Source organism: Pseudomonas sp. LS2P72 (assembly GCF_054897865.1).
In genome coordinates this window covers 4848823-4865947 of record NZ_CM142708.1, presented here as the reverse complement: position 1 = coordinate 4865947, position 17125 = coordinate 4848823, and the positions used below count along the sequence as shown (strand labels likewise).

The 17125-nt window shown below is 58.7% G+C and carries 17 protein-coding genes; 7 read left to right on the top strand and 10 right to left on the bottom strand.

Going from position 1 to position 17125, the window contains the following annotated elements; all coding sequences use genetic code 11:
* Window positions 1-22: 22 nt before the first annotated feature.
* Together ACYZUA_RS22425 and ACYZUA_RS22420 are read right to left on the bottom strand one after the other, a co-directional pair.
* Window positions 23-346 (bottom strand): hypothetical protein, encoded by a 324-nt coding sequence (locus ACYZUA_RS22425; RefSeq protein WP_461960649.1) that lies wholly within the window; start codon window positions 344-346, stop codon window positions 23-25.
* A gap of 153 nt (window positions 347-499) precedes the next feature.
* Entirely contained in the window at window positions 500-1294 is a 795-nt protein-coding gene (locus tag ACYZUA_RS22420; protein WP_461960648.1) for a DUF4349 domain-containing protein, read from the bottom strand.
* 162 nt (window positions 1295-1456) lie between these two features.
* Between ACYZUA_RS22420 and ACYZUA_RS22415 the strand changes: the two genes are divergently transcribed.
* On the top strand, window positions 1457-2080 hold the full coding sequence (locus ACYZUA_RS22415; protein WP_461960647.1) for a glutathione S-transferase family protein: 624 nt from the start codon (window positions 1457-1459) through the stop codon (window positions 2078-2080).
* 1 nt (window position 2081) lies between these two features.
* On the opposite strand, the gene ACYZUA_RS22410 is transcribed toward ACYZUA_RS22415, so the two are convergent.
* Window positions 2082-2522, bottom strand: coding sequence for a CBS domain-containing protein (locus ACYZUA_RS22410; protein WP_033057363.1), 441 nt, complete (start codon window positions 2520-2522; stop codon window positions 2082-2084).
* A 343-nt stretch (window positions 2523-2865) separates the two neighbouring features.
* On the opposite strand from ACYZUA_RS22410, the gene ACYZUA_RS22405 reads away from it, so the two are divergent.
* Window positions 2866-5226 carry a DNA polymerase II gene (locus ACYZUA_RS22405; protein WP_461964078.1) on the top strand — a complete coding sequence of 787 codons (2361 nt, stop codon included), beginning with the start codon at window positions 2866-2868 and terminating at the stop codon, window positions 5224-5226.
* On the opposite strand, the gene ACYZUA_RS22400 is transcribed toward ACYZUA_RS22405, so the two are convergent.
* From ACYZUA_RS22400 to ACYZUA_RS22390, 3 genes are all read right to left on the bottom strand, one after another.
* On the bottom strand, window positions 5191-5661 hold the full coding sequence (locus ACYZUA_RS22400) for a DUF1810 domain-containing protein (RefSeq protein WP_461960646.1): 471 nt from the start codon (window positions 5659-5661) through the stop codon (window positions 5191-5193). The two genes, ACYZUA_RS22405 and ACYZUA_RS22400, sit on opposite strands and share 36 nt — an antisense overlap.
* A 30-nt stretch (window positions 5662-5691) precedes the next feature.
* On the bottom strand, window positions 5692-6513 hold the full coding sequence (locus tag ACYZUA_RS22395) for an aldo/keto reductase (protein ID WP_461960645.1): 822 nt from the start codon (window positions 6511-6513) through the stop codon (window positions 5692-5694).
* Window positions 6514-6784: 271 nt separating this feature from the next.
* Complete coding sequence (locus tag ACYZUA_RS22390) at window positions 6785-7933, bottom strand: aldose epimerase family protein (RefSeq protein ID WP_461960644.1); 1149 nt, start codon at window positions 7931-7933, stop codon at window positions 6785-6787.
* Window positions 7934-8184: 251 nt separating this feature from the next.
* Here ACYZUA_RS22390 and ACYZUA_RS22385 point away from each other — a divergent pair, with 251 nt between their 5' ends.
* Together ACYZUA_RS22385 and ACYZUA_RS22380 are read left to right on the top strand one after the other, a co-directional pair.
* The gene (locus ACYZUA_RS22385) at window positions 8185-8934 is read left to right on the top strand and encodes a hypothetical protein (protein ID WP_461960643.1); all 750 of its coding nucleotides are present in this window, start codon (window positions 8185-8187) and stop codon (window positions 8932-8934) included.
* Window positions 8935-9176: 242 nt separating this feature from the next.
* On the top strand, window positions 9177-9962 hold the full coding sequence (locus ACYZUA_RS22380; RefSeq protein WP_046047606.1) for a sulfite exporter TauE/SafE family protein: 786 nt from the start codon (window positions 9177-9179) through the stop codon (window positions 9960-9962).
* Window positions 9963-10004: 42 nt separating this feature from the next.
* Here the strand turns inward: ACYZUA_RS22380 and ACYZUA_RS22375 are convergent, their stop codons facing one another.
* Entirely contained in the window at window positions 10005-10373 is a 369-nt protein-coding gene (locus tag ACYZUA_RS22375; protein ID WP_461960642.1) for a VOC family protein, read from the bottom strand.
* A gap of 179 nt (window positions 10374-10552) precedes the next feature.
* Here ACYZUA_RS22375 and ACYZUA_RS22370 point away from each other — a divergent pair, with 179 nt between their 5' ends.
* Together ACYZUA_RS22370 and ACYZUA_RS22365 are read left to right on the top strand one after the other, a co-directional pair.
* On the top strand, window positions 10553-11125 hold the full coding sequence (locus ACYZUA_RS22370) for a DUF4174 domain-containing protein (protein WP_461960641.1): 573 nt from the start codon (window positions 10553-10555) through the stop codon (window positions 11123-11125).
* A gap of 286 nt (window positions 11126-11411) precedes the next feature.
* Complete coding sequence (locus ACYZUA_RS22365) at window positions 11412-11780, top strand: DUF6124 family protein (protein WP_461960640.1); 369 nt, start codon at window positions 11412-11414, stop codon at window positions 11778-11780.
* Window positions 11781-12047: 267 nt separating this feature from the next.
* On the opposite strand, the gene ampC is transcribed toward ACYZUA_RS22365, so the two are convergent.
* The 3 genes from ampC to ACYZUA_RS22350 all read right to left on the bottom strand — a co-directional run bounded on the left by ampC (window position 12048) and on the right by ACYZUA_RS22350 (window position 16050).
* The gene (gene ampC, locus ACYZUA_RS22360; protein WP_461960639.1) at window positions 12048-13205 is read right to left on the bottom strand and encodes a class C beta-lactamase; all 1158 of its coding nucleotides are present in this window, start codon (window positions 13203-13205) and stop codon (window positions 12048-12050) included.
* A gap of 117 nt (window positions 13206-13322) precedes the next feature.
* Complete coding sequence (gene gudD / locus ACYZUA_RS22355) at window positions 13323-14666, bottom strand: glucarate dehydratase (protein WP_461960638.1); 1344 nt, start codon at window positions 14664-14666, stop codon at window positions 13323-13325.
* A gap of 37 nt (window positions 14667-14703) precedes the next feature.
* Window positions 14704-16050, bottom strand: a complete 1347-nt coding sequence (locus tag ACYZUA_RS22350; protein WP_461960637.1) for an MFS transporter — start codon at window positions 16048-16050, stop codon at window positions 14704-14706.
* Window positions 16051-16330: 280 nt separating this feature from the next.
* Here ACYZUA_RS22350 and ACYZUA_RS22345 point away from each other — a divergent pair, with 280 nt between their 5' ends.
* Window positions 16331-17044: a FadR/GntR family transcriptional regulator gene (locus ACYZUA_RS22345; protein WP_461960636.1), complete on the top strand. Its 714-nt coding sequence runs from the start codon at window positions 16331-16333 to the stop codon at window positions 17042-17044.
* Window positions 17045-17125 lie beyond the last annotated feature (81 nt).

Here is a 17125-nt window from a genome sequence, read left to right as displayed (position 1 = left end):
GTACTGCGGTAAAACCATTCATTTATACAGCGCGGTTTTCGATCAGACGATCGGAGCCACCTTCAGCGACGCGGTTCTCGATCAGACGATCGGAGCCACCTTCAGCGACGCGGTTTTCGATCAGACGATCGGAGCCACCTTCAGCGACGCGGTTCTCGATCAGACGATCCGAACCACCTTCAGCGACGCGGTTTTCGATCAGACGATCCGAACCACCTTCTGCCACACGACTTTCAATCAGACGATCCGAGCCGCCTTCAGCGACAACCGGGTGAACAGAGGTAGCGGCGAAAGCGTTAACTGCAAAAACCGAGAAAGCGATGCTGAGGATAGTTTGGCGTTTCATGAGGGTGTGCTCCGGGGTGTAGTTGTGGGGTCTGGCGCTGATGTTACGCCGCGGATTTTTTATGAGAACTTCATTGCCGTGATGGTGAACATCGACGGCAATGATAGGAAGGACGACGCACCCCACGCGAGCATGATGGTTCAGTTCAACGACTCACGTGCGACGGCGAACAAACTTGCGCCACAACCAGACCCACAGCATGAACAGCGGGAAGGCCAGAATCAGGAAGGGCAGCGCGTAGCTGACTTTTTCCAGCGCATCGGCGGCGCCATCGGCCAGGTTGTCCAGCAAATTGCTGAACGCTTGACTCAGGTGCGACGAGCGACTGCTGGCGTCGGTCGGCTGGAACGACAACGTGACCCGATTGGTGTCCAGTCGGCGCTGATGCCCGGCGGCGATCTGGGCCAGGGCTTGCAGGTCGTTTTCGATCCCGGCCTGTTCCTTGCTCAAGGTAATCAGGTCCGTGACGCTGATGTCTTTGCGGGTCGCCAACTCATCCAGACGCTGCTGCTGAGCCTTGAGTCGTTCTTGACGCCGACGAGTGTCGTCCACGGCGTCGGCCAGGTCTTCGGCACTGGTGATCCGCTGACCCAGTTCCCCACCCTCGGCCGCCATGGTGACCAGCGGCTCGACGCCAGCGGGGGCAATGCGCAAGGTGATCTCGGCGCGGCCGGCGCCTTGCTCGATACGCAGAACGTTACAGGCCCCGAAGCGAGCGGTCTCGCAGGCCTCGCGTGTGGCCTGCAAGCGCGGCCCGATCTGTGCCTGTGGCAGCAAAAGTTGCAGTTCGTGCTCATAGGCGAGCATGGCGCCACCGCGCCCTTGTTCACCGGCTAGACTGGCCGATGACGAATGTTCGCTCGGAGAGCAGCCACTCAAGGCCAGGCCAGCCAGAAGAAACCCATAGATACGAAGAAGCGGGGCGAGACCGCCATCCTGTTGGCGCATGTTCTTTCCTTGAGGTGTGCAGTAGGGCTTGAACCGCGATGGGTAGTCATGAGTGCGGCCCGGGAGGCGTATCTTACCTGTATCGCCCGGCCCAAGGGCAGGGAGCGTGCTTCGTGCCCACTCGTCAGCTGACTCTCTTTCATTTCGCCAGGAGCGCGCGATATGTACCAGCTATACGGACACCAGAACTCCGGCGCTGCCGCGATAGAAGCGGCGCTGGAACTTTGCGAAATCCCTTACCGCTTCATCGACGTTGAATCCTCTGCCGAGGCGACCCACGCGCTGGAGAAGCTCAACCCGCTCAAACAGATCCCGACACTGCAATTGCCCGATGGCAGCGTTCTCACCGAGAGCGCGGCGATTCTGATTCACTTGGGGCTCACGTTCCCCCAATCAAACCTGTTGCCGAAAGACACCGCCGCGCGGGATCAGGCCATTCGCGGCCTGGTGTACATCGTCAGCAATTGTTATTCGGCGATTGGCATCATTGACTACCCCGAGCGCTGGTTGGCCGAGGCGGATGAATCGTCCAGGCAAAACCTCATGATCGGCGTCCGCGCGCGACTGCACAGGAATTGGGAGGTGTTTGCCGATCAGTTTTCGGGCGATTTGTATCTGGGCGACGAGACGCCGGGAGCCCTGGATGTGCTGGCGGCGGTGGTTTCCAGATGGGCGGGTAGCCGGGAGCATTTACGCAGCGCAAGGCCCGGGTTTTTCGCGTGGCTTACGCGCATCGACCGGCACCCGACATTGGCACCGGTCTTCGCACGGCATTGGCCGGATTGATCTATTCGCCGCGAATGTACTGCTCCAACTGGCGAATCAGCTCCGCCTGTTCGGCGATGGCCTCCTTGACCAGGTCGCCGATCGACAGCAAACCGATCAATGTGCCATTTTCCACCACCGGCAAGTGGCGCAGGCGTTTGTCGGACATGATGCCCATGCAGGTTTCGACGGTTTGATGGGTGTCCACAGTGATCACCGGCGACACCATGATGTCTTCGACCGGCGTACCGACGGAGGAGCGACCCTTGAGCACGAGTTTGCGCGCATAGTCACGCTCGCTGATGATGCCGACGACCTCGCCATTCTTCACGACCGGCAATGCGCCGACGTTTTTCGCGGCCATGACCATCAGCGCTTCCAGCACCATTTGATGCGGTGCAATGGTGTGGACTTCATGGTTCTGTTCAGCCTTTAACTTCAGCAGTTGGGCGACGGTTTTCATGGCAGTTTCTCAGGTGTTGTCGTTGTCCTTGAAGAATCGTAGACACGGGCGCTGAGGGCAAGGCAGAAAGCGGCAGATAACACGCAAAAAACGTCATTCAGCGGTTTTTCTTCGGTAAACCTGAAATTTTTCACAGTTATTCATTGATCCATGGGCTGACTCAATCCATGTGGGAGCGAGCCTGCTCGCGAAGACGGTGGGTCAGTCTATATAGGTGTCGACTGATACGCCGCCTTCGCGAGCAGGCTCGCTCCCACACGGATTGCATCCACCTCGCAGAGAGGGCTATCGCCTTCGATGACGCGTAGAATTGCGCCTTGAATCAAATCTTGAGGTTGCAGTGGTGGATTTACAGCGGGGCTTCGTCCTGACCCGGCATTGGCGTGATACCCCGGCCGGTACGGAAGTCGAGTTCTGGCTGGCGACCGACACCGGTCCCCAGCGGATCCGTTTGCCTCATCAACCGTCGGTGGCGTTCATCCCCGCAGCTCAGCGCGAGCAGGCCGAAGCGCTGCTGCGCGGCGAAAAGAATGTCGAGCTGCGGCCGTTGGCGTTGCTGGATTTCGAGCACCGCCCGGTGCTCGGTCTGTATTGCCAGCAGCACGGTCAGCTTATGCGTCTGGAAACCGCGCTGCGCCGGGCCGGCGTCGACATGTTCGAAGCCGACGTGCGCCCGCCGGAACGCTACATGATGGAGCGTTTCATCACCGCCCCGGTCCGGTTCAGTGGCACGCCGAACGCCGAGGGCCTGCTGCTCGATGCACAGATGAAACCCGACCCCGACTACCGCCCGAGCCTCAGGTTGGTCTCACTGGACATCGAAACCACCGCTCAGGGCGAGCTGTATTCCATTGCCCTGGAAGGCTGCGGTGAGCGCCAGGTCTACATGCTCGGCCCGCCCAATGGCGACGACAGCGAGGTGGATTTCCAACTCGAATACTGCGACTCCCGAACCCTGTTGCTGAAAAGACTCAACGAGTGGTTCGCCCGCCATGACCCCGACGCGATCATCGGCTGGAACGTCGTGCAGTTCGACCTGCGAGTGCTCCATGAACACGCTCGGCGCCTGGCGGTGCCGCTGAAACTGGGGCGTGGCGGCGAGGAAATGCAGTGGCGCGAACACGGGAGCCGCAACCATTACTTCGCCTCGGCCGCTGGCCGGCTGATCATCGACGGCATCGAATCCCTGCGTTCGGCAACCTGGAGTTTCCCCTCGTTCAGCCTGGAAAATGTCGCGCAAACCCTGCTTGGCGAGGGCAAGTCGATCGACAATCCGTACCAGCGCATGGACGAAATCAACCGCATGTTCGCCGAGGACAAACCGGCCCTGGCCAAGTACAACCTCAAGGATTGCGAGCTGGTGACGCGGATTTTCGCCAAGACCGAGCTGCTGACCTTCCTGCTGGAACGGGCCAGCGTCACCGGTTTGCCGGCGGATCGCAGCGGCGGCTCGGTGGCGGCGTTCACGCACCTTTACATGCCGCTGATGCACCGCCAGGGTTTCGTGGCGCCGAACCTTGGGAACAAGCCTGCGCAGGCCAGCCCCGGCGGTTTTGTCATGGACTCGCAACCGGGCCTGTACGAGTCGGTGCTGGTGCTCGATTACAAAAGCCTCTATCCGTCGATCATTCGAACCTTCCTCATCGACCCGGTGGGCTTGATCGAGGGGCTTGAACATCCCGATGACAGCGAGTCGGTGCCGGGTTTTCGCGGTGCGCGTTTTTCCAGAACCCGGCATTGCCTGCCCGCCATCATCGCCCGGGTCGCCGAAGGTCGCGAAACCGCCAAGCGCGAACACAACACGCCGTTGTCCCAGGCCCTGAAAATCATCATGAACGCCTTTTACGGCGTGCTCGGTTCCAGCGGTTGCCGCTTCTTCGACACACGCCTGGCGTCGTCCATCACCCTGCGCGGTCACGAGATCATGCTGCGTACGCGACAGCTGATCGAAGCCCAGGGCCACACGGTAATTTACGGCGACACCGACTCGACCTTCGTCTGGCTGCGCCGTGCCCATGGTCAACAGGAAGCCGCACAGATCGGCCGCGCGCTGGTGGATCACGTCAACCAGTGGTGGCGCGAGCATGTGCAGCAGGAATATGGTCTGGAAAGTGCGCTGGAGTTGCAGTTCGAAACCCACTACAAGCGCTTTCTGATGCCGACCATTCGCGGCGCCGAGGAGGGCAGCAAGAAGCGCTATGCGGGGCTTGTGACCCGCGTCGATGGCACCGACGAAATGGTCTACAAAGGCCTGGAAACCGTGCGCACCGACTGGTCGCCGCTGGCCCGGCAATTCCAGCAGGAGCTGTACCTGCGCATCTTCAATCGCAAGCCTTATCAGGATTATGTGCGCGACTATGTGCGCAAGACCTTGGCGGGGGAGTTCGACGATCGCCTGATCTACCGCAAGCGCCTGCGCCGCACCCTCGATGACTATCAGCGCAATGTGCCGCCGCATGTGCGGGCCGCGCGAATTGCCGATGAGTACAACGACCAGCAGGGCCGTCCGCGGCAATACCAGAACGGTGGCTGGATCAGTTACGTGATCACCGTCGCCGGGCCTGAACCGCTGGAAATCCGCAGCGCGCCTATCGACTACGACCACTACGTCACCCGGCAACTGCAACCGGTGGCGGACGCCATTCTGCCCTTCGTGGACGACGACTTTTCAACCTTGATTGGTGGGCAACTGGGCTTGTTTTGAGTCCAGCAGCAACAACGTCCAGTCATCCAGGATGCCATGGAAATACTGGTCCAGCGCTTGATGAAAGTCGCTGTTGGCGCCGGCAACCTGGGCGAACAGCGTCATGGAAGAGTGAAACTTGAGATTGTCGGGGTGACCGAAGATGGCCGTAATTGAGCTATTTTCGATGTTCAGCACCAATCGCGTGCAGGTGCGCAACCGTGAACCCAGCAGTGGATGATTGAGGTACGCGGCAGCTTCCTCTTTGGAACGAATGGCAAAGTGGCGGGACATCTCGCTGCCGCCCAATCCTGAGAATTGCGGAAAGATGAACCACATCCAGTGACTGCGCTTGTGACCGGCGTTCAGCTCGGCCTGGACCCGTTTGTACACCGGGTCCTGTGCCTGGATAAAGCGTTGCAGATTAAAGGAATCGAGCTGATCGGTGCTTCTCATGAAGAAGCCCTCTGTCAGAACTGCGATGGCTCAGACCATAGCCAATCGCTGTTTGCGTTGTGGCGCGCGAAATGCCTGGTCCAGCGCCTCCAGATCCCCAGTCTCCAGTTGCAATTGCGCCGCTTGCGCGTTGAGTTGTACGTGTTCGGGTCGGATCGCTTTGGGGATGGCGATCACGCCTTCCTTACGCAGCATCCATGCCAGCGCTACCTGGGCCGGCGTCATACGGTGACGAGCGGCTATTTGTTTGAGCGTTGCATGGTTCAGCATAGGCCCACCCTGACCGATCGGACAGTAGGCCATGACCGGCATTCGATGCTGGCGGCTCCAGGGCAGTAAATCAAACTCGATGCCGCGTTCTTCCAGGTTGTAGAGCACCTGATTGGTGGCACAGGCCGGTGAGGCCAGTTCCTCCAGGTCATCGACGTCGAAATTGGAGACGCCCCAGCGACCGATCTTGCCTTCTTCGCGCAGGCGTTCGAAAGCTTCGACCGTTTCTTCGAGGGGATACTGGCCGCGCCAGTGCAGCAGGTAGAGATCGATGTAATCGGTATCCAGCCGCCGCAGACTGCGTTCGCACGCTTGGGGGATGCCTTTGCGGCTGGCGTTGTGCGGGTACACCTTGCTCACCAGAAACACTTCGTCACGCCTGCCGGCGATGGCTTCACCGACCACTTCCTCCGCGCCACCCTCGCCGTACATTTCAGCGGTGTCGATGAGGGTCATGCCCAATTCGATGCCCAGGCGCAAAGCCGCCACTTCCTCAGTGTGCCGGGAACGATCTTCTCCCATGCGCCAGGTGCCTTGGCCGATGACCGGTACGTTGACGCCGGCCAGTTCGAGGGTCCGCATTCAAACCTCCTTATTTTGAATCGATAAATACTCATCGGTTGGCAACAGAATACCCCGGTGGTTCCATCGACCTGTAGCAGCTGTCGAGCCCGCGAGGCTGCGTTCGGCTCGGGCTGCGTTCGGCTGCGAAGCAGTCGCCGAATCAAACAATGAGGTGTTTCAGGAGCATCGCGTGCGCAGGAACTGCGAGGACTTCGGTCGAGCGCGACCCCGGCTCGGACGCAGCCTCGCAGGCTCGGCAGCTGCTACACGATCACGTGATGTCGGATGTTTAGTTGGCAGAAAACTTCATCACAGTGCTTTGGACATAGGTCTTGCCCGGGTCCAGGCGCGTGGACGGAAAGTTTGGCTGATTCGGTGAGTCCGGATAGTGCTGAGTCTCCAGCGTGAATGCGCCCCAATGCGGATAGACCTTGCCGGCCTTGCCCTTGACCGAACCGTCGAGGAAGTTGCTGGTGTAGAACTGCACACCGGGCTCGGTGGTGTAGAGCTGCAAGCGACGACCGGATTGCGGATCACTGACCTCGGCGGCGAGCTGACCCACATCACCCATGGCGTTCAGCACCCAGTTGAAATCGAAGCCGCCCTGTTTCGGTTCGGCAAATTTCAACTGTGGGTGATCGGCTTTGATGTTTTTGCCAATGGCGGTCGGTTGGGTGAAGTCCATCGGTGTGCCGGCCACCGGGGCCAGTTCGCCGGTCGGGATCAGCTTGCCGGTGACTGGCGTGTAATGGCTGGCGTGCAGGGTGGCGAGTTGTTTCAGCACATCACCGTTACCCGCGCCAGCCAAGTTGAAATAGCTGTGATTGGTCAGGTTCAACACCGTGGCTTTATCGGTGGAAGCCTTGTAGTCGATGCGCAGCTCGTTGTGCTCGTTGAGGCTGTAGGTGACCTCGGTTTTCAGATTGCCTGGGAAGCCCATTTCACCGTCTGCCGACAAATACGTCAGGGTCACGCCGACCGAATCCTTGCCGTTGCTCGGTTGGGCTTTCCAGACGTCTTTGTCAAAACCCTGAGGGCCGCCGTGCAGCGAATTGGAGCCGTCATTGAGCGGTACCTGATAGCGCTTGCCGTCCAGTTCGAAAGCACCGTTGGCCAGACGATTGCCGAAGCGCCCAATGGTCGCACCGAAGTACGCCGTGCCGCTCTGATAGCCCTGTACGTTATCGAAACCGAGCACCACATCGTCGAACTTGCCGTTTTTGTCCGGCACTTTCAGCGACTGCAGGATTCCGCCATAGGTAATGACCGTGGCGGTCAGGCCATGGCTGTTGCGCAAGATATATTGCTCGACGGGCGTGCCGTCATTGGTTTTGCCGAAGGCCTTGTGTTCGCTGGACAGGCCGGCAGCCTGGGCGGAGAGAGTGGCGATCATCAGGGACAGTCCAAGGACGCAGAGCGGGTGTCGGGATTGAAGCATGGTAACCTTCCTTTTTGATGTTTTTGACAAAGTAGTCATACTAATAATCGAGATTTAATCCGATCAAGGAAGGATTTATAGTCTATGTGTGAGCTGCTGCAATTATAAAGTATGACTAATATGGTAATCCTCTTAACGATTGCCAACGCTTACGGACCATCGGCACTGCACTTTTCAAGGATTCACGGCTCTATCCTTGGCCAGCCTGCGGCGAATCCCCACCGTCGGCCCATGCCCAAGTTCAATAACCCATGGCTCGAGTTTTACCCCTCATCTCCACACCCATCCGCCGCCGTTGCCTGCTGTTGGCCTGCTTGTCGATGCTCGCAACCTCCGGGTGCAGCCAGCAGCAGGGTAGCGACATCATCAGTCAGTTCCGCGAAGGCAAACCCCAGGAATTCCTCCAGACCAGCGTCGACCGCATGGCGTCCCTGGCGATGCGCGACAACCTCGACAGCCTCTACCTGCTGATGAGCAAGCTCTACCTGCGCAACCCGGACGAGCTGAAAAAATCCGGCTTCCTCGACGCCCGCACCGCTGGCAAGCAAGTGCGCATGGCCATCGAACAGCAACAACCGCTGCCGACCCTGGGGGGCAAAAAAGACCTGGCAGCGCTGAGTTATGCCATGAGCCCGGAGTTTCTCGGCGACCGGGTCGGTGCCTTCATCTATGCCATCGGCAGCATGCTCGTCACCGCCCACGGCAATCGGCTCGAGTTCTACATGACGGATGCGATCAACCCGACGTTCGTCAGCAACGCCGCCCGCAACATCGAGAAAGCCACCTGGATACTCAGTCAGCGACAAAACAAGAACGGCGAGCCGTTGCTTTTCTCCAACGAAATTTCGGAGGAGGGCAGCAACCTGAGTTTTGCCGTGGAGTTTGGCAAGATCGTCGCGCGGCTGGACCTGCTGACGCAGATGCTGGACGAACGTTACCGTAGGATCGGTTTGAATTACGCGCAGAGTTTACTGTTCCTCAATTTTCTGCCAGTACAGTGAACCCAACCTTGTGGGAGCGGACTTTGTGGCGAGGGGATTTATCCCCGTTGGACTGCGCAGCAGTCCCATTTTTTAGGGCCGCTTCGCATCCCAACGGGGATAAATCCCCTCGCCACAAAGGCTCCCACAGGGAACTGCATGCATACTTAAGGCATAAAGATAGATCGCATCGATATAAGTGGTTATAAGAAAAATCGCTATGCTGCGGGCCAGATTTTTCATGCGTTTTTGTGGGCGTGTTAATGGAATTCGGTAATTTCGGTTTAGTCGTGGCAGGTCTGGTAGTCGGCTTTATTGTCGGGATGACTGGGGTTGGTGGCGGTTCGTTGATGACTCCCATTCTGTTGTGGTTCGGCGTCAATCCGGCCACCGCAGTGGGGACGGATTTGCTGTACGCGGCGATTACCAAGTCCAGTGGCGTGCTGGTTCATCGAAAGAACAAGAACATCGACTGGGCGATTACCGGTTGGCTGACCCTCGGCAGTGTGCCGGCGGTGGCGTTGACGTTGTGGTTCCTGAGCACCTTGCAAACGTCGCCCGAGGCGATGAACGCGGTTATCAAGCAGGCCTTGGGCTTTGTCCTGTTTGCCACGGCGCTGGCGATCTTCTTCAAGAAACGCTTGCTCGATTTCGCCCACAAACGCGCGGGCGGTCATTACAACCCCAGCGGCAACCGCTTGAATGCACTGACCGTGATCACCGGCCTGGTCCTCGGCACCATGGTTGCCCTGACCTCCATCGGCGCTGGCGCCCTGGGCACCGTCGCGTTGTTCATTCTCTATCCGCTGCTGCCGACCCGCCGCCTGGTCGGCACGGAAATCGCGCACGCCGTACCGCTGACCCTGGTGGCCGGCCTCGGTCATGCGAGCATGGGCAATATGGATTGGCACGTGCTGGGTTATTTGCTGATCGGTTCGTTGCCGGGGATTTACCTGGGCAGCCACCTGACGGGCCGTATCTCCGATGAAGTGCTGCGACCTTGCCTGGCCACGATGCTGGTGCTGATCGGGTACAAACTGGCCTTTTGATCGGGTAAAGGTTCCAGAAACAATCCAGCTTGGCAGGCGCCCTCAAGCGCGGGTCAGAATCTCCAGCAGATGCCCGTCCGGGTCATCGAAATAAATCCGCCGGCCTCCGCCGTAATCGTTGATCTCGTTTGGTCGTTGTTTGCCGGGGTCGGCCCAACAGGGTTGCTTTCTGGCTTGCAGGCGGGCGAAGGCCGCATCGAAATCCTCGTCACCGATCAAAAACGCGTAGTGCTGGGAGGCAATCGGCGGGTCATTGTCGTAGAAATCCAGCGACACACCGTTGTCGAACTTGACGATCAGCATCGGGCCAAAGGGTTCGGGGCGGGGCAGGCCGAGGATGTCTGCCAGATAGTTGGCTGATGTCTGCTTGTCGCGACACCAGACGATGGTGTGGTTCAACTGAGCGCTCATGCACAGGTCCTCACGGCGGATCAGGGCTTGGTTGTTGAGCTATGAGATTAGCTCAGCCTGTTGCGCAATGACTGCCCTGACCTAAGCTTGGGGCAAGGCGAGACATAATTGCGTGCGTCACCCTGAACGAACGCCGCGATGCGCAATCATTAGAGCGTGGATATCAAAAGGAGATGCGCATGCTCATCAGGTCATTGACCCTGACTACCCTGCTGGCTTTCGCCGGCCCCTTGTTCGCTGCCGATGACGGCTCGCCGCTGGATATGGACAAGGGCAGGTCCCGGCCGTTGATTGTCATCGCTCCAAGTACGGTCGATCCCACGTGGATCAGCCTGAAAAAGTCGCTGGATGAACCGGCCAATCGCAAGGGGTTCACCGAGCGAAACATGGTCCTGTACACCGTGCTCAATTTGATGGGCCAGCGCGAGGGCAAAGACCTGGGTCCACAAGACACGGCGGCATTGATCCGCTCGCTCAAGTTGGGTGCCGGCGCGAAGAGCAAAGTCATCCTGGTGGGCAAGGACGGCGAGAAGAAGTTCGAGAGTTCGGGGGATGACTCGAAATCGGTCGATTTGAAGAAAATTTTCGATACGATCGACGCCTTGCCAGCGACTGAGAAAGAAGCCGCAGCGCCGACGGTCGCGAAGCCTGTTGACGCGGCTGAACCGGTCAATGGTGCAAAGAGCGCCAAGGGCGCAAAACCAGGCAAACCGGCGAAACCCGCCAAGCCGCCTGAAATGCCGGATGATTAAACGCAGATTTTTGTAGCAACAATGAAAAATGGGCGACCTCAAGAGGTCGCCCATTTTTTTGCTCGGCTGCTGCTAAAAAAAACGGATGTTCCAGGGTGAGATGTATTGGCTTCTATTGGTCTCGGAAGTTTCCTGCAAGTTCTGTCGGTTTTGATGAACTGGTTTCTGTCAGAGCGCACCGCTAGCCTTCGTCAGCCACCGCAAAATCGCGGTCGGACGTGGGAATCCGCGACACTGAGGGATCCAGGGACGAAAAACACCAATGGCACAAGAAGGAGCCTCGTCTGTGAAAAAGTTCAGCAAGCATCTACAGAAAACCCAAACCGACGCCGATCATCTCGACCCCGCGAAGCCGTGTGAAACCGCAAAAGGCGCAGTCACCCAAAGCCTCAGGCGTACCGCCGAGACTCAGCAGATTTTCACTGTTGCTCCGGGTGTCGACACACTGACCCTGCTGAATCAGGCCTGCGAAAACCTGGCCTCCCTGTCTGTCCTGATTGCGAATTTTGCCGGGAAACTGGAAGGCTCGAACCGCACGGTGCTGCTGTCGATTCAGCAATTGGTGGCGGTCACCGAGTTGTTGGTGAATCAGGCGCGGGAGAATCTTGATCCGAGAAACGATGCGCCTGACGCTCAGCCGCCGACTCGGCATTGAGATGACGCAGTAACGACAATGGGCGACCCCAATGGGGTAGCCCATTTTGTTTGCCCGCTGAAGATCTGTAGCCGCTGTCGAGCCTGCGAGGTGTGGTGAGGGGATTTAGCGAAACGTCGCACCGCCCCGTTCGGCGGCGAAGCCGTCGTAATCCATTGGACGCGGTGTGGCTGGAAAAACAGGGGCCGCTTCGCAGCCCAACGGGGATAAATCCCCTCACCACACCTCGCAGGCTCGACAGCTGCTACAAGAAAGCGCGGTTCTTGGCTACTTGGCCAGTGCGCTCAATATCGTATGAGCAATCTTGATCCGCTCAGGGTTCGGGTAGTTTTTGTTGGCCAGGATCACGATGCCGATGTCTTTCGACGGCACGTACGCCACGTAAGCACCGAAGCCGCTTGTTGAGCCGGTTTTGTTGATCAATACGTTTTCCGGTTGAGGTTGCGGCGGGGTCAGCCACTGGACTTCGTGAGCCTCCATCGCCATCTGCGTCGAGTTACCCGCCAGCAATGTATCGAGGGTGACCGGGTAGTTGTAGAACTCCCATCCCAGGCCTTGAGTCATGTCGCCCACCTTGTAATACCCGGTATGAGTGAGGGCGATTGCCCGTTGCATCGGGTCTTCGAGGCTGGCCGGCTTCATGTTCGCCTCAACATACCGAATCATATCCGCCGCGCTGGTTTTCACCCCATAAGCTTGCGAATCCAGTGCCCCCGGCCCGACTCGTACCGGTTTGTCATCCTTGTTGTAACCCTGAGCGTAAAGACCCATTTGAGCTTGCGGTACTGTGAGGTAGGTGTGTTTCAGCCCGAGTTTCGGCAGCAGGGTTTTTTCCATCACGTCATCAAACGGTGCGCCCATGCTTTTGGCTGCCAGATAACCGAACAACCCCAGGCTCGGGTTCGAATACTGCCGATGGGTGCCCGCCGCATAAGTCGGTTTCCACTGTTGGAAATAGCCGAGCATTTTGTCCGGTGCATCGGCATTGTCGGGGAATTGCAGCGGCAAGCCGCCAGCGCTGTAGGTGCCCAGTTGCAACACGCTGATGTTATCGAACGCGCTGCCACGCAGATCCGGCAGAACACTGCTGGCCTTGTCCGACAGGGACAGTTTGCCGGTGGCCTGAGCGTAGGCGGCGAGGGTGGCGGTGAAGGTTTTGCTTACCGAACCGATCTCGAACAGGGTGTTCTCAGTGACGGGTTGTGCGCTCTCTTTCGACGCCACGCCGTAGTTAAAGTAATACGGCTTTCCGTTGACAGTCACGGCCACGGCGATTCCGGGAACAGCCTGGGCTTGCATGACCGGTCGTACGGCGGCATTCACCAGCGTCTCGATTTGATCCTGTGCGACACATTGGCCAGTGGCGAGCAGCGCCACGCAAACGGCGAGAGTTTTCAGCCTATCCATGTTGGTTTGGTCCGTCATTGATTCGATTGCGCGCCATTTTAGTGTGTTAACCGCTACGCTCCGAGCGGTTTTTTAAACCCGGCCGCGCATAGGCGGGCCGGGTTGATTGTTAACAGGCCAGGCGCGACCGCTGAATCAACGCACCAGACACGGCCGCTTGTTATCGAATTTCCAATCCGGAATCAGAAACTGCATCGCCACGCTGTCATCCCGCGCGCCCAGTCCCATGCCTTTGTACAACTCATGGGCCTTGGCCAACTGATCCATGTCCAGTTCGACGCCCAGCCCTGATTTCTTCGGCACCTGTACGCAGCCGCCGACGATTTGCAGAGGCGCTTGGGTCAGGCGCTGGCCGTCCTGCCAGATCCAGTGGGTGTCGATCGCTGTGATTTCGCCGGGCGCGGCGGCCGCGACGTGGGTGAACATGGCCAGGGAAATATCGAAATGATTATTGGAATGCGAACCCCAGGTCAGGCCCCATTCATGGCACATCTGCGCCACGCGGACCGAGCCCTGCATGGTCCAGAAGTGCGGGTCAGCCAGCGGAATATCCACTGATTGCAACTGGATCGCGTGGCCCATTTCCCGCCAGTCGGTGGCGATCATGTTGGTGGCGGTTTTCAAACCCGTGGCGCGACGGAATTCAGCCATGACTTCACGTCCCGAATAACCGTTTTCCGCGCCGCACGGGTCTTCGGCGTAAGCGAGGACGTGATGCTGATCCCGGCACAGGCGAATGGCTTCCCTCAGTGACCACGCGCCATTCGGATCGAGGGTGATGCGCGCATCGGGGAAGCGTTCGGCCAGGGCGGTGACGGCTTCGATTTCTTCATCGCCACTGAGCACGCCGCCCTTGAGTTTGAAGTCCTTGAAACCGTAGCGGGCGTGGGCAGCTTCGGCCAGACGCACCACGGCGTCGGCGGTCATGGCTTTTTCGTGACGTACGCGGAACCAGTCGTTGTCGGCGTCCGGTTCGCCGCGGTAGGCCAGGTCGGTTTCGTTGCGATCACCGACATAAAACAGATAGCCGAGCATCTTCACTTCATCGCGCTGCTGACCTTCGCCGAGCAGGGCGGCGACCGGCACGTCCAGATGCTGGCCAAGCAGATCAAGCAGTGCAGCTTCAAGGCCGGTGACGGCGTGGATGGTGATGCGCAAATCGAACGTCTGTAACCCGCGGCCGCCGGCATCGCGATCGGCGAAGGTCTGGCGCACTTGATTGAGGATCTTCTGATACGTACCGATCGGACTGCCAACCACTAATGAGCGAGCGTCTTCGAGGGTCTGGCGTATGCGCTCGCCGCCCGGTACTTCACCGACACCGGTGTGACCGGCGTTGTCCTTGAGGATCACGATGTTGCGGGTGAAAAACGGCCCGTGAGCGCCACTCAGGTTGAGCAACATGCCGTCGTGGCCGGCCACCGGAACAACCTGCATGCTGGTGATGATCGGGGCTTTGGCGGTTTCTTGTGTGTTCATTGTCATGTCCTTCAAAACAGTGCTCTTGCATGAGTGTTCAGGCGTGGTTGGGCGCTTGTTTGGCCAGTGCGACGGCAGGTGCGGATTTCGGTTTATTGCGTGCGGCGAAGACGATGATCGCGGCAATGATCGAGGTCGCGGCCAGGCCGTACAGGCCGCCCTGAATCGAGCCGGTGCGTTCTTCCAGCAGGCCGAATGTGGTCGGCGCGACGAAGCCGCCGAGGTTGCCCACCGAGTTGATCAGCGCGATCACACCCGCCGCGATCCGTGCATCCAGATAGGCCTGCGGAATCGGCCAGAACAGCGACGACGCCGATTTGAAACCCAACGCAGCAAAGCAGATGGCTACGAAAGCGAAGATCGGCCCGCCGGTGGTGGACATGAACATCCCGGCTGCTGCGATCAGCAGGGCAGCGGCGACCCACGCTTGTTGATGCTTCCATTTGGCCGACAGCGAAGCGAAGGCGTACATGCCGACGATCGACAGCAGCCACGGAATCGAGTTGAACAACCCCACTTGAATATCGCTCAGGTCGCCCATCTTTTTGATGATGCTCGGGAGCCAGAAGGTCGCGGCGTAGATGGTCAATTGGATGAAGAAATAGATCAGGCAGAACAGGATGATCTGGCGATCCTTGAGCAGTTTGCCCAATGACGGTTTGATCGGCGTCGCAGCTTCGCGGGCCAGTTGTTCGTCGTCGATGGCCTTGACCAGCGCGTCTTGTTCTTCACGGCTCAGCCATTTGGCGTCGTGGGGTTTGGAGTCCAGCCAGAACCAGACGAACACGCACAGCCCGACCGAGAACATCCCTTCAATGAAGTACATCCATTGCCAGCCGTGCATCCCTAAACCGCTGATTTGCAGCAGTAACCCGGACAGCGGGCCGGAGATCAGCGAAGCAATCGCCGAACCGCTGAGGAAGATGGCAATCGCCTTGCCGCGCTCAACGCCAGGCAACCAGCGAGTGAAGTAATAAATCACTCCGGGGAAGAACCCGGCCTCGGCAACGCCCAACAGGAATCGCAGGATGTAGAAGTGGGTTTCGTTCTGGATGAAGGCCATGCAAGCGGCGACCAGGCCCCAGGTCAGCATGATGCGGGTCAGCCAGATTCGCGCGCCGACTTTTTGCAGGAGGATGTTGGAGGGGACTTCGAACAGCGCGTAACCGATGAAGAACAACCCGGCGCCGAGGCCGTAGGCGGCAGCGCCGATGCCCAGGTCGTGTTCCATGTGGGCGCGGACGAAACCGATGTTCACGCGGTCGATGTAGTTGACGATGAACATGATCACGAACAACGGCAGAACATGGCGTTTCACTTTCGAGATGGCGGACTTCAGGACCGAATCGGCGCCATCGTTCATCCCGGATATGGATGTATTCACTGCGTTATCTCCCACTGATTATTTTTATGCGGGGTGTGACTGGGTGTTGCGATGTTGATAGACATCATACAACTACGTTTTTTCATTCCGCAAGAGTGGTCGTCCAACAAAATGGCGCTTTGTGGAGCATTTATTATTCTTTTTTGCTGGCGCATGAGTGTTCTGATGGGCGTAAATAACCTGTTTGTTGAGTGTTGTCATACAAGTCATCGACGTTTTCCTGAGATTCCCATCGAGTGCAGTGCTACGATTCCGATAGTTCTGCTTCCGGATGATCGCCATGCAAGAAGACCTCGACGCACCTGCCCGCAAACGCACCCACAACCTGGCCCATGACCTGGTCGCCAAACTGACCCAGAGCATCTTGCTCGGCCAGATGCTGCCCGGGGACAAGCTGCCGTCCGAGAACACGATTGTTCAGGAGCACGGGGTCAGTCGCACGGTGGTGCGCGAGGCGATCTCGAAGTTGCAGGCCTCAGGTCTCGTGGAAACCCGCCACGGCATTGGCACCTTTGTTATCGAGCGAGCACCGGAACAGGGTCTGCGGTTGAACGTCGATACCGCGCTGGGGGTGCGCAGCATTCTGGAGTTGCGCATGGGCCTGGAAACCCAGGCCGCTGCACTGGCGGCAACCCGTCGCACGGATGATCAATTGGCGCAGATGCGCGAAGCGCTGGACGACTATCAAAGTCTGCTGGCCAACAACGACAGCTGCGTCGAAGCCGACAAGCGCTTCCATCTGCTGATCGCCGAAGCCACCGGCAACGTGTGCTTCACCGAGATCATGCAGCACCTGGGCAGCGCCATGATCCCGCGCACCCGCGTGAATGCCGTCGAGCGCGGCGCAGTGGACTTGAGCAAGCTCGGGCACTTGGCCAACCTTGAGCACGAGGCGATTCTCAATGCGATCAAACGCCAGGATCCGGATGCGGCGCGGGCGGCCATGTGGCTGCACCTGACCAACAGTCGCGACCGGTTTTCGGCCGATCGCTGACCACCGTTTGTCTACTCGATAGCACCTCATCTGCGGCCCTGCTTCCAACGAGTACGGCCCAGATTTGCTGGACCTCATCAG

What these genes read in the sequence shown, in the direction of transcription:
- ACYZUA_RS22390 (WP_461960644.1), bottom strand. Translation starts at nt 7,933, where the DNA reads ATGCTTCAATCCCGACACCCGCTCTGCGTCCTTGGACTGTCCCTGATG.
- ACYZUA_RS22370 (WP_461960641.1), top strand. Translation starts at nt 10,553, where the DNA reads ATGCTCATCAGGTCATTGACCCTGACTACCCTGCTGGCTTTCGCCGGC.
- ACYZUA_RS22380 (WP_046047606.1), top strand. Translation starts at nt 9,177, where the DNA reads ATGGAATTCGGTAATTTCGGTTTAGTCGTGGCAGGTCTGGTAGTCGGC.
- ACYZUA_RS22385 (WP_461960643.1), top strand. Translation starts at nt 8,185, where the DNA reads ATGGCTCGAGTTTTACCCCTCATCTCCACACCCATCCGCCGCCGTTGC.
- ACYZUA_RS22410 (WP_033057363.1), bottom strand. Translation starts at nt 2,522, where the DNA reads ATGAAAACCGTCGCCCAACTGCTGAAGTTAAAGGCTGAACAGAACCAT.
- ACYZUA_RS22395 (WP_461960645.1), bottom strand. Translation starts at nt 6,513, where the DNA reads ATGCGGACCCTCGAACTGGCCGGCGTCAACGTACCGGTCATCGGCCAA.
- ampC (WP_461960639.1), bottom strand. Translation starts at nt 13,205, where the DNA reads ATGACGGACCAAACCAACATGGATAGGCTGAAAACTCTCGCCGTTTGC.
- ACYZUA_RS22420 (WP_461960648.1), bottom strand. Translation starts at nt 1,294, where the DNA reads ATGCGCCAACAGGATGGCGGTCTCGCCCCGCTTCTTCGTATCTATGGG.
- ACYZUA_RS22345 (WP_461960636.1), top strand. Translation starts at nt 16,331, where the DNA reads ATGCAAGAAGACCTCGACGCACCTGCCCGCAAACGCACCCACAACCTG.
- ACYZUA_RS22415 (WP_461960647.1), top strand. Translation starts at nt 1,457, where the DNA reads ATGTACCAGCTATACGGACACCAGAACTCCGGCGCTGCCGCGATAGAA.
- gudD (WP_461960638.1), bottom strand. Translation starts at nt 14,666, where the DNA reads ATGAACACACAAGAAACCGCCAAAGCCCCGATCATCACCAGCATGCAG.
- ACYZUA_RS22400 (WP_461960646.1), bottom strand. Translation starts at nt 5,661, where the DNA reads ATGAGAAGCACCGATCAGCTCGATTCCTTTAATCTGCAACGCTTTATC.
- ACYZUA_RS22375 (WP_461960642.1), bottom strand. Translation starts at nt 10,373, where the DNA reads ATGAGCGCTCAGTTGAACCACACCATCGTCTGGTGTCGCGACAAGCAG.
- ACYZUA_RS22425 (WP_461960649.1), bottom strand. Translation starts at nt 346, where the DNA reads ATGAAACGCCAAACTATCCTCAGCATCGCTTTCTCGGTTTTTGCAGTT.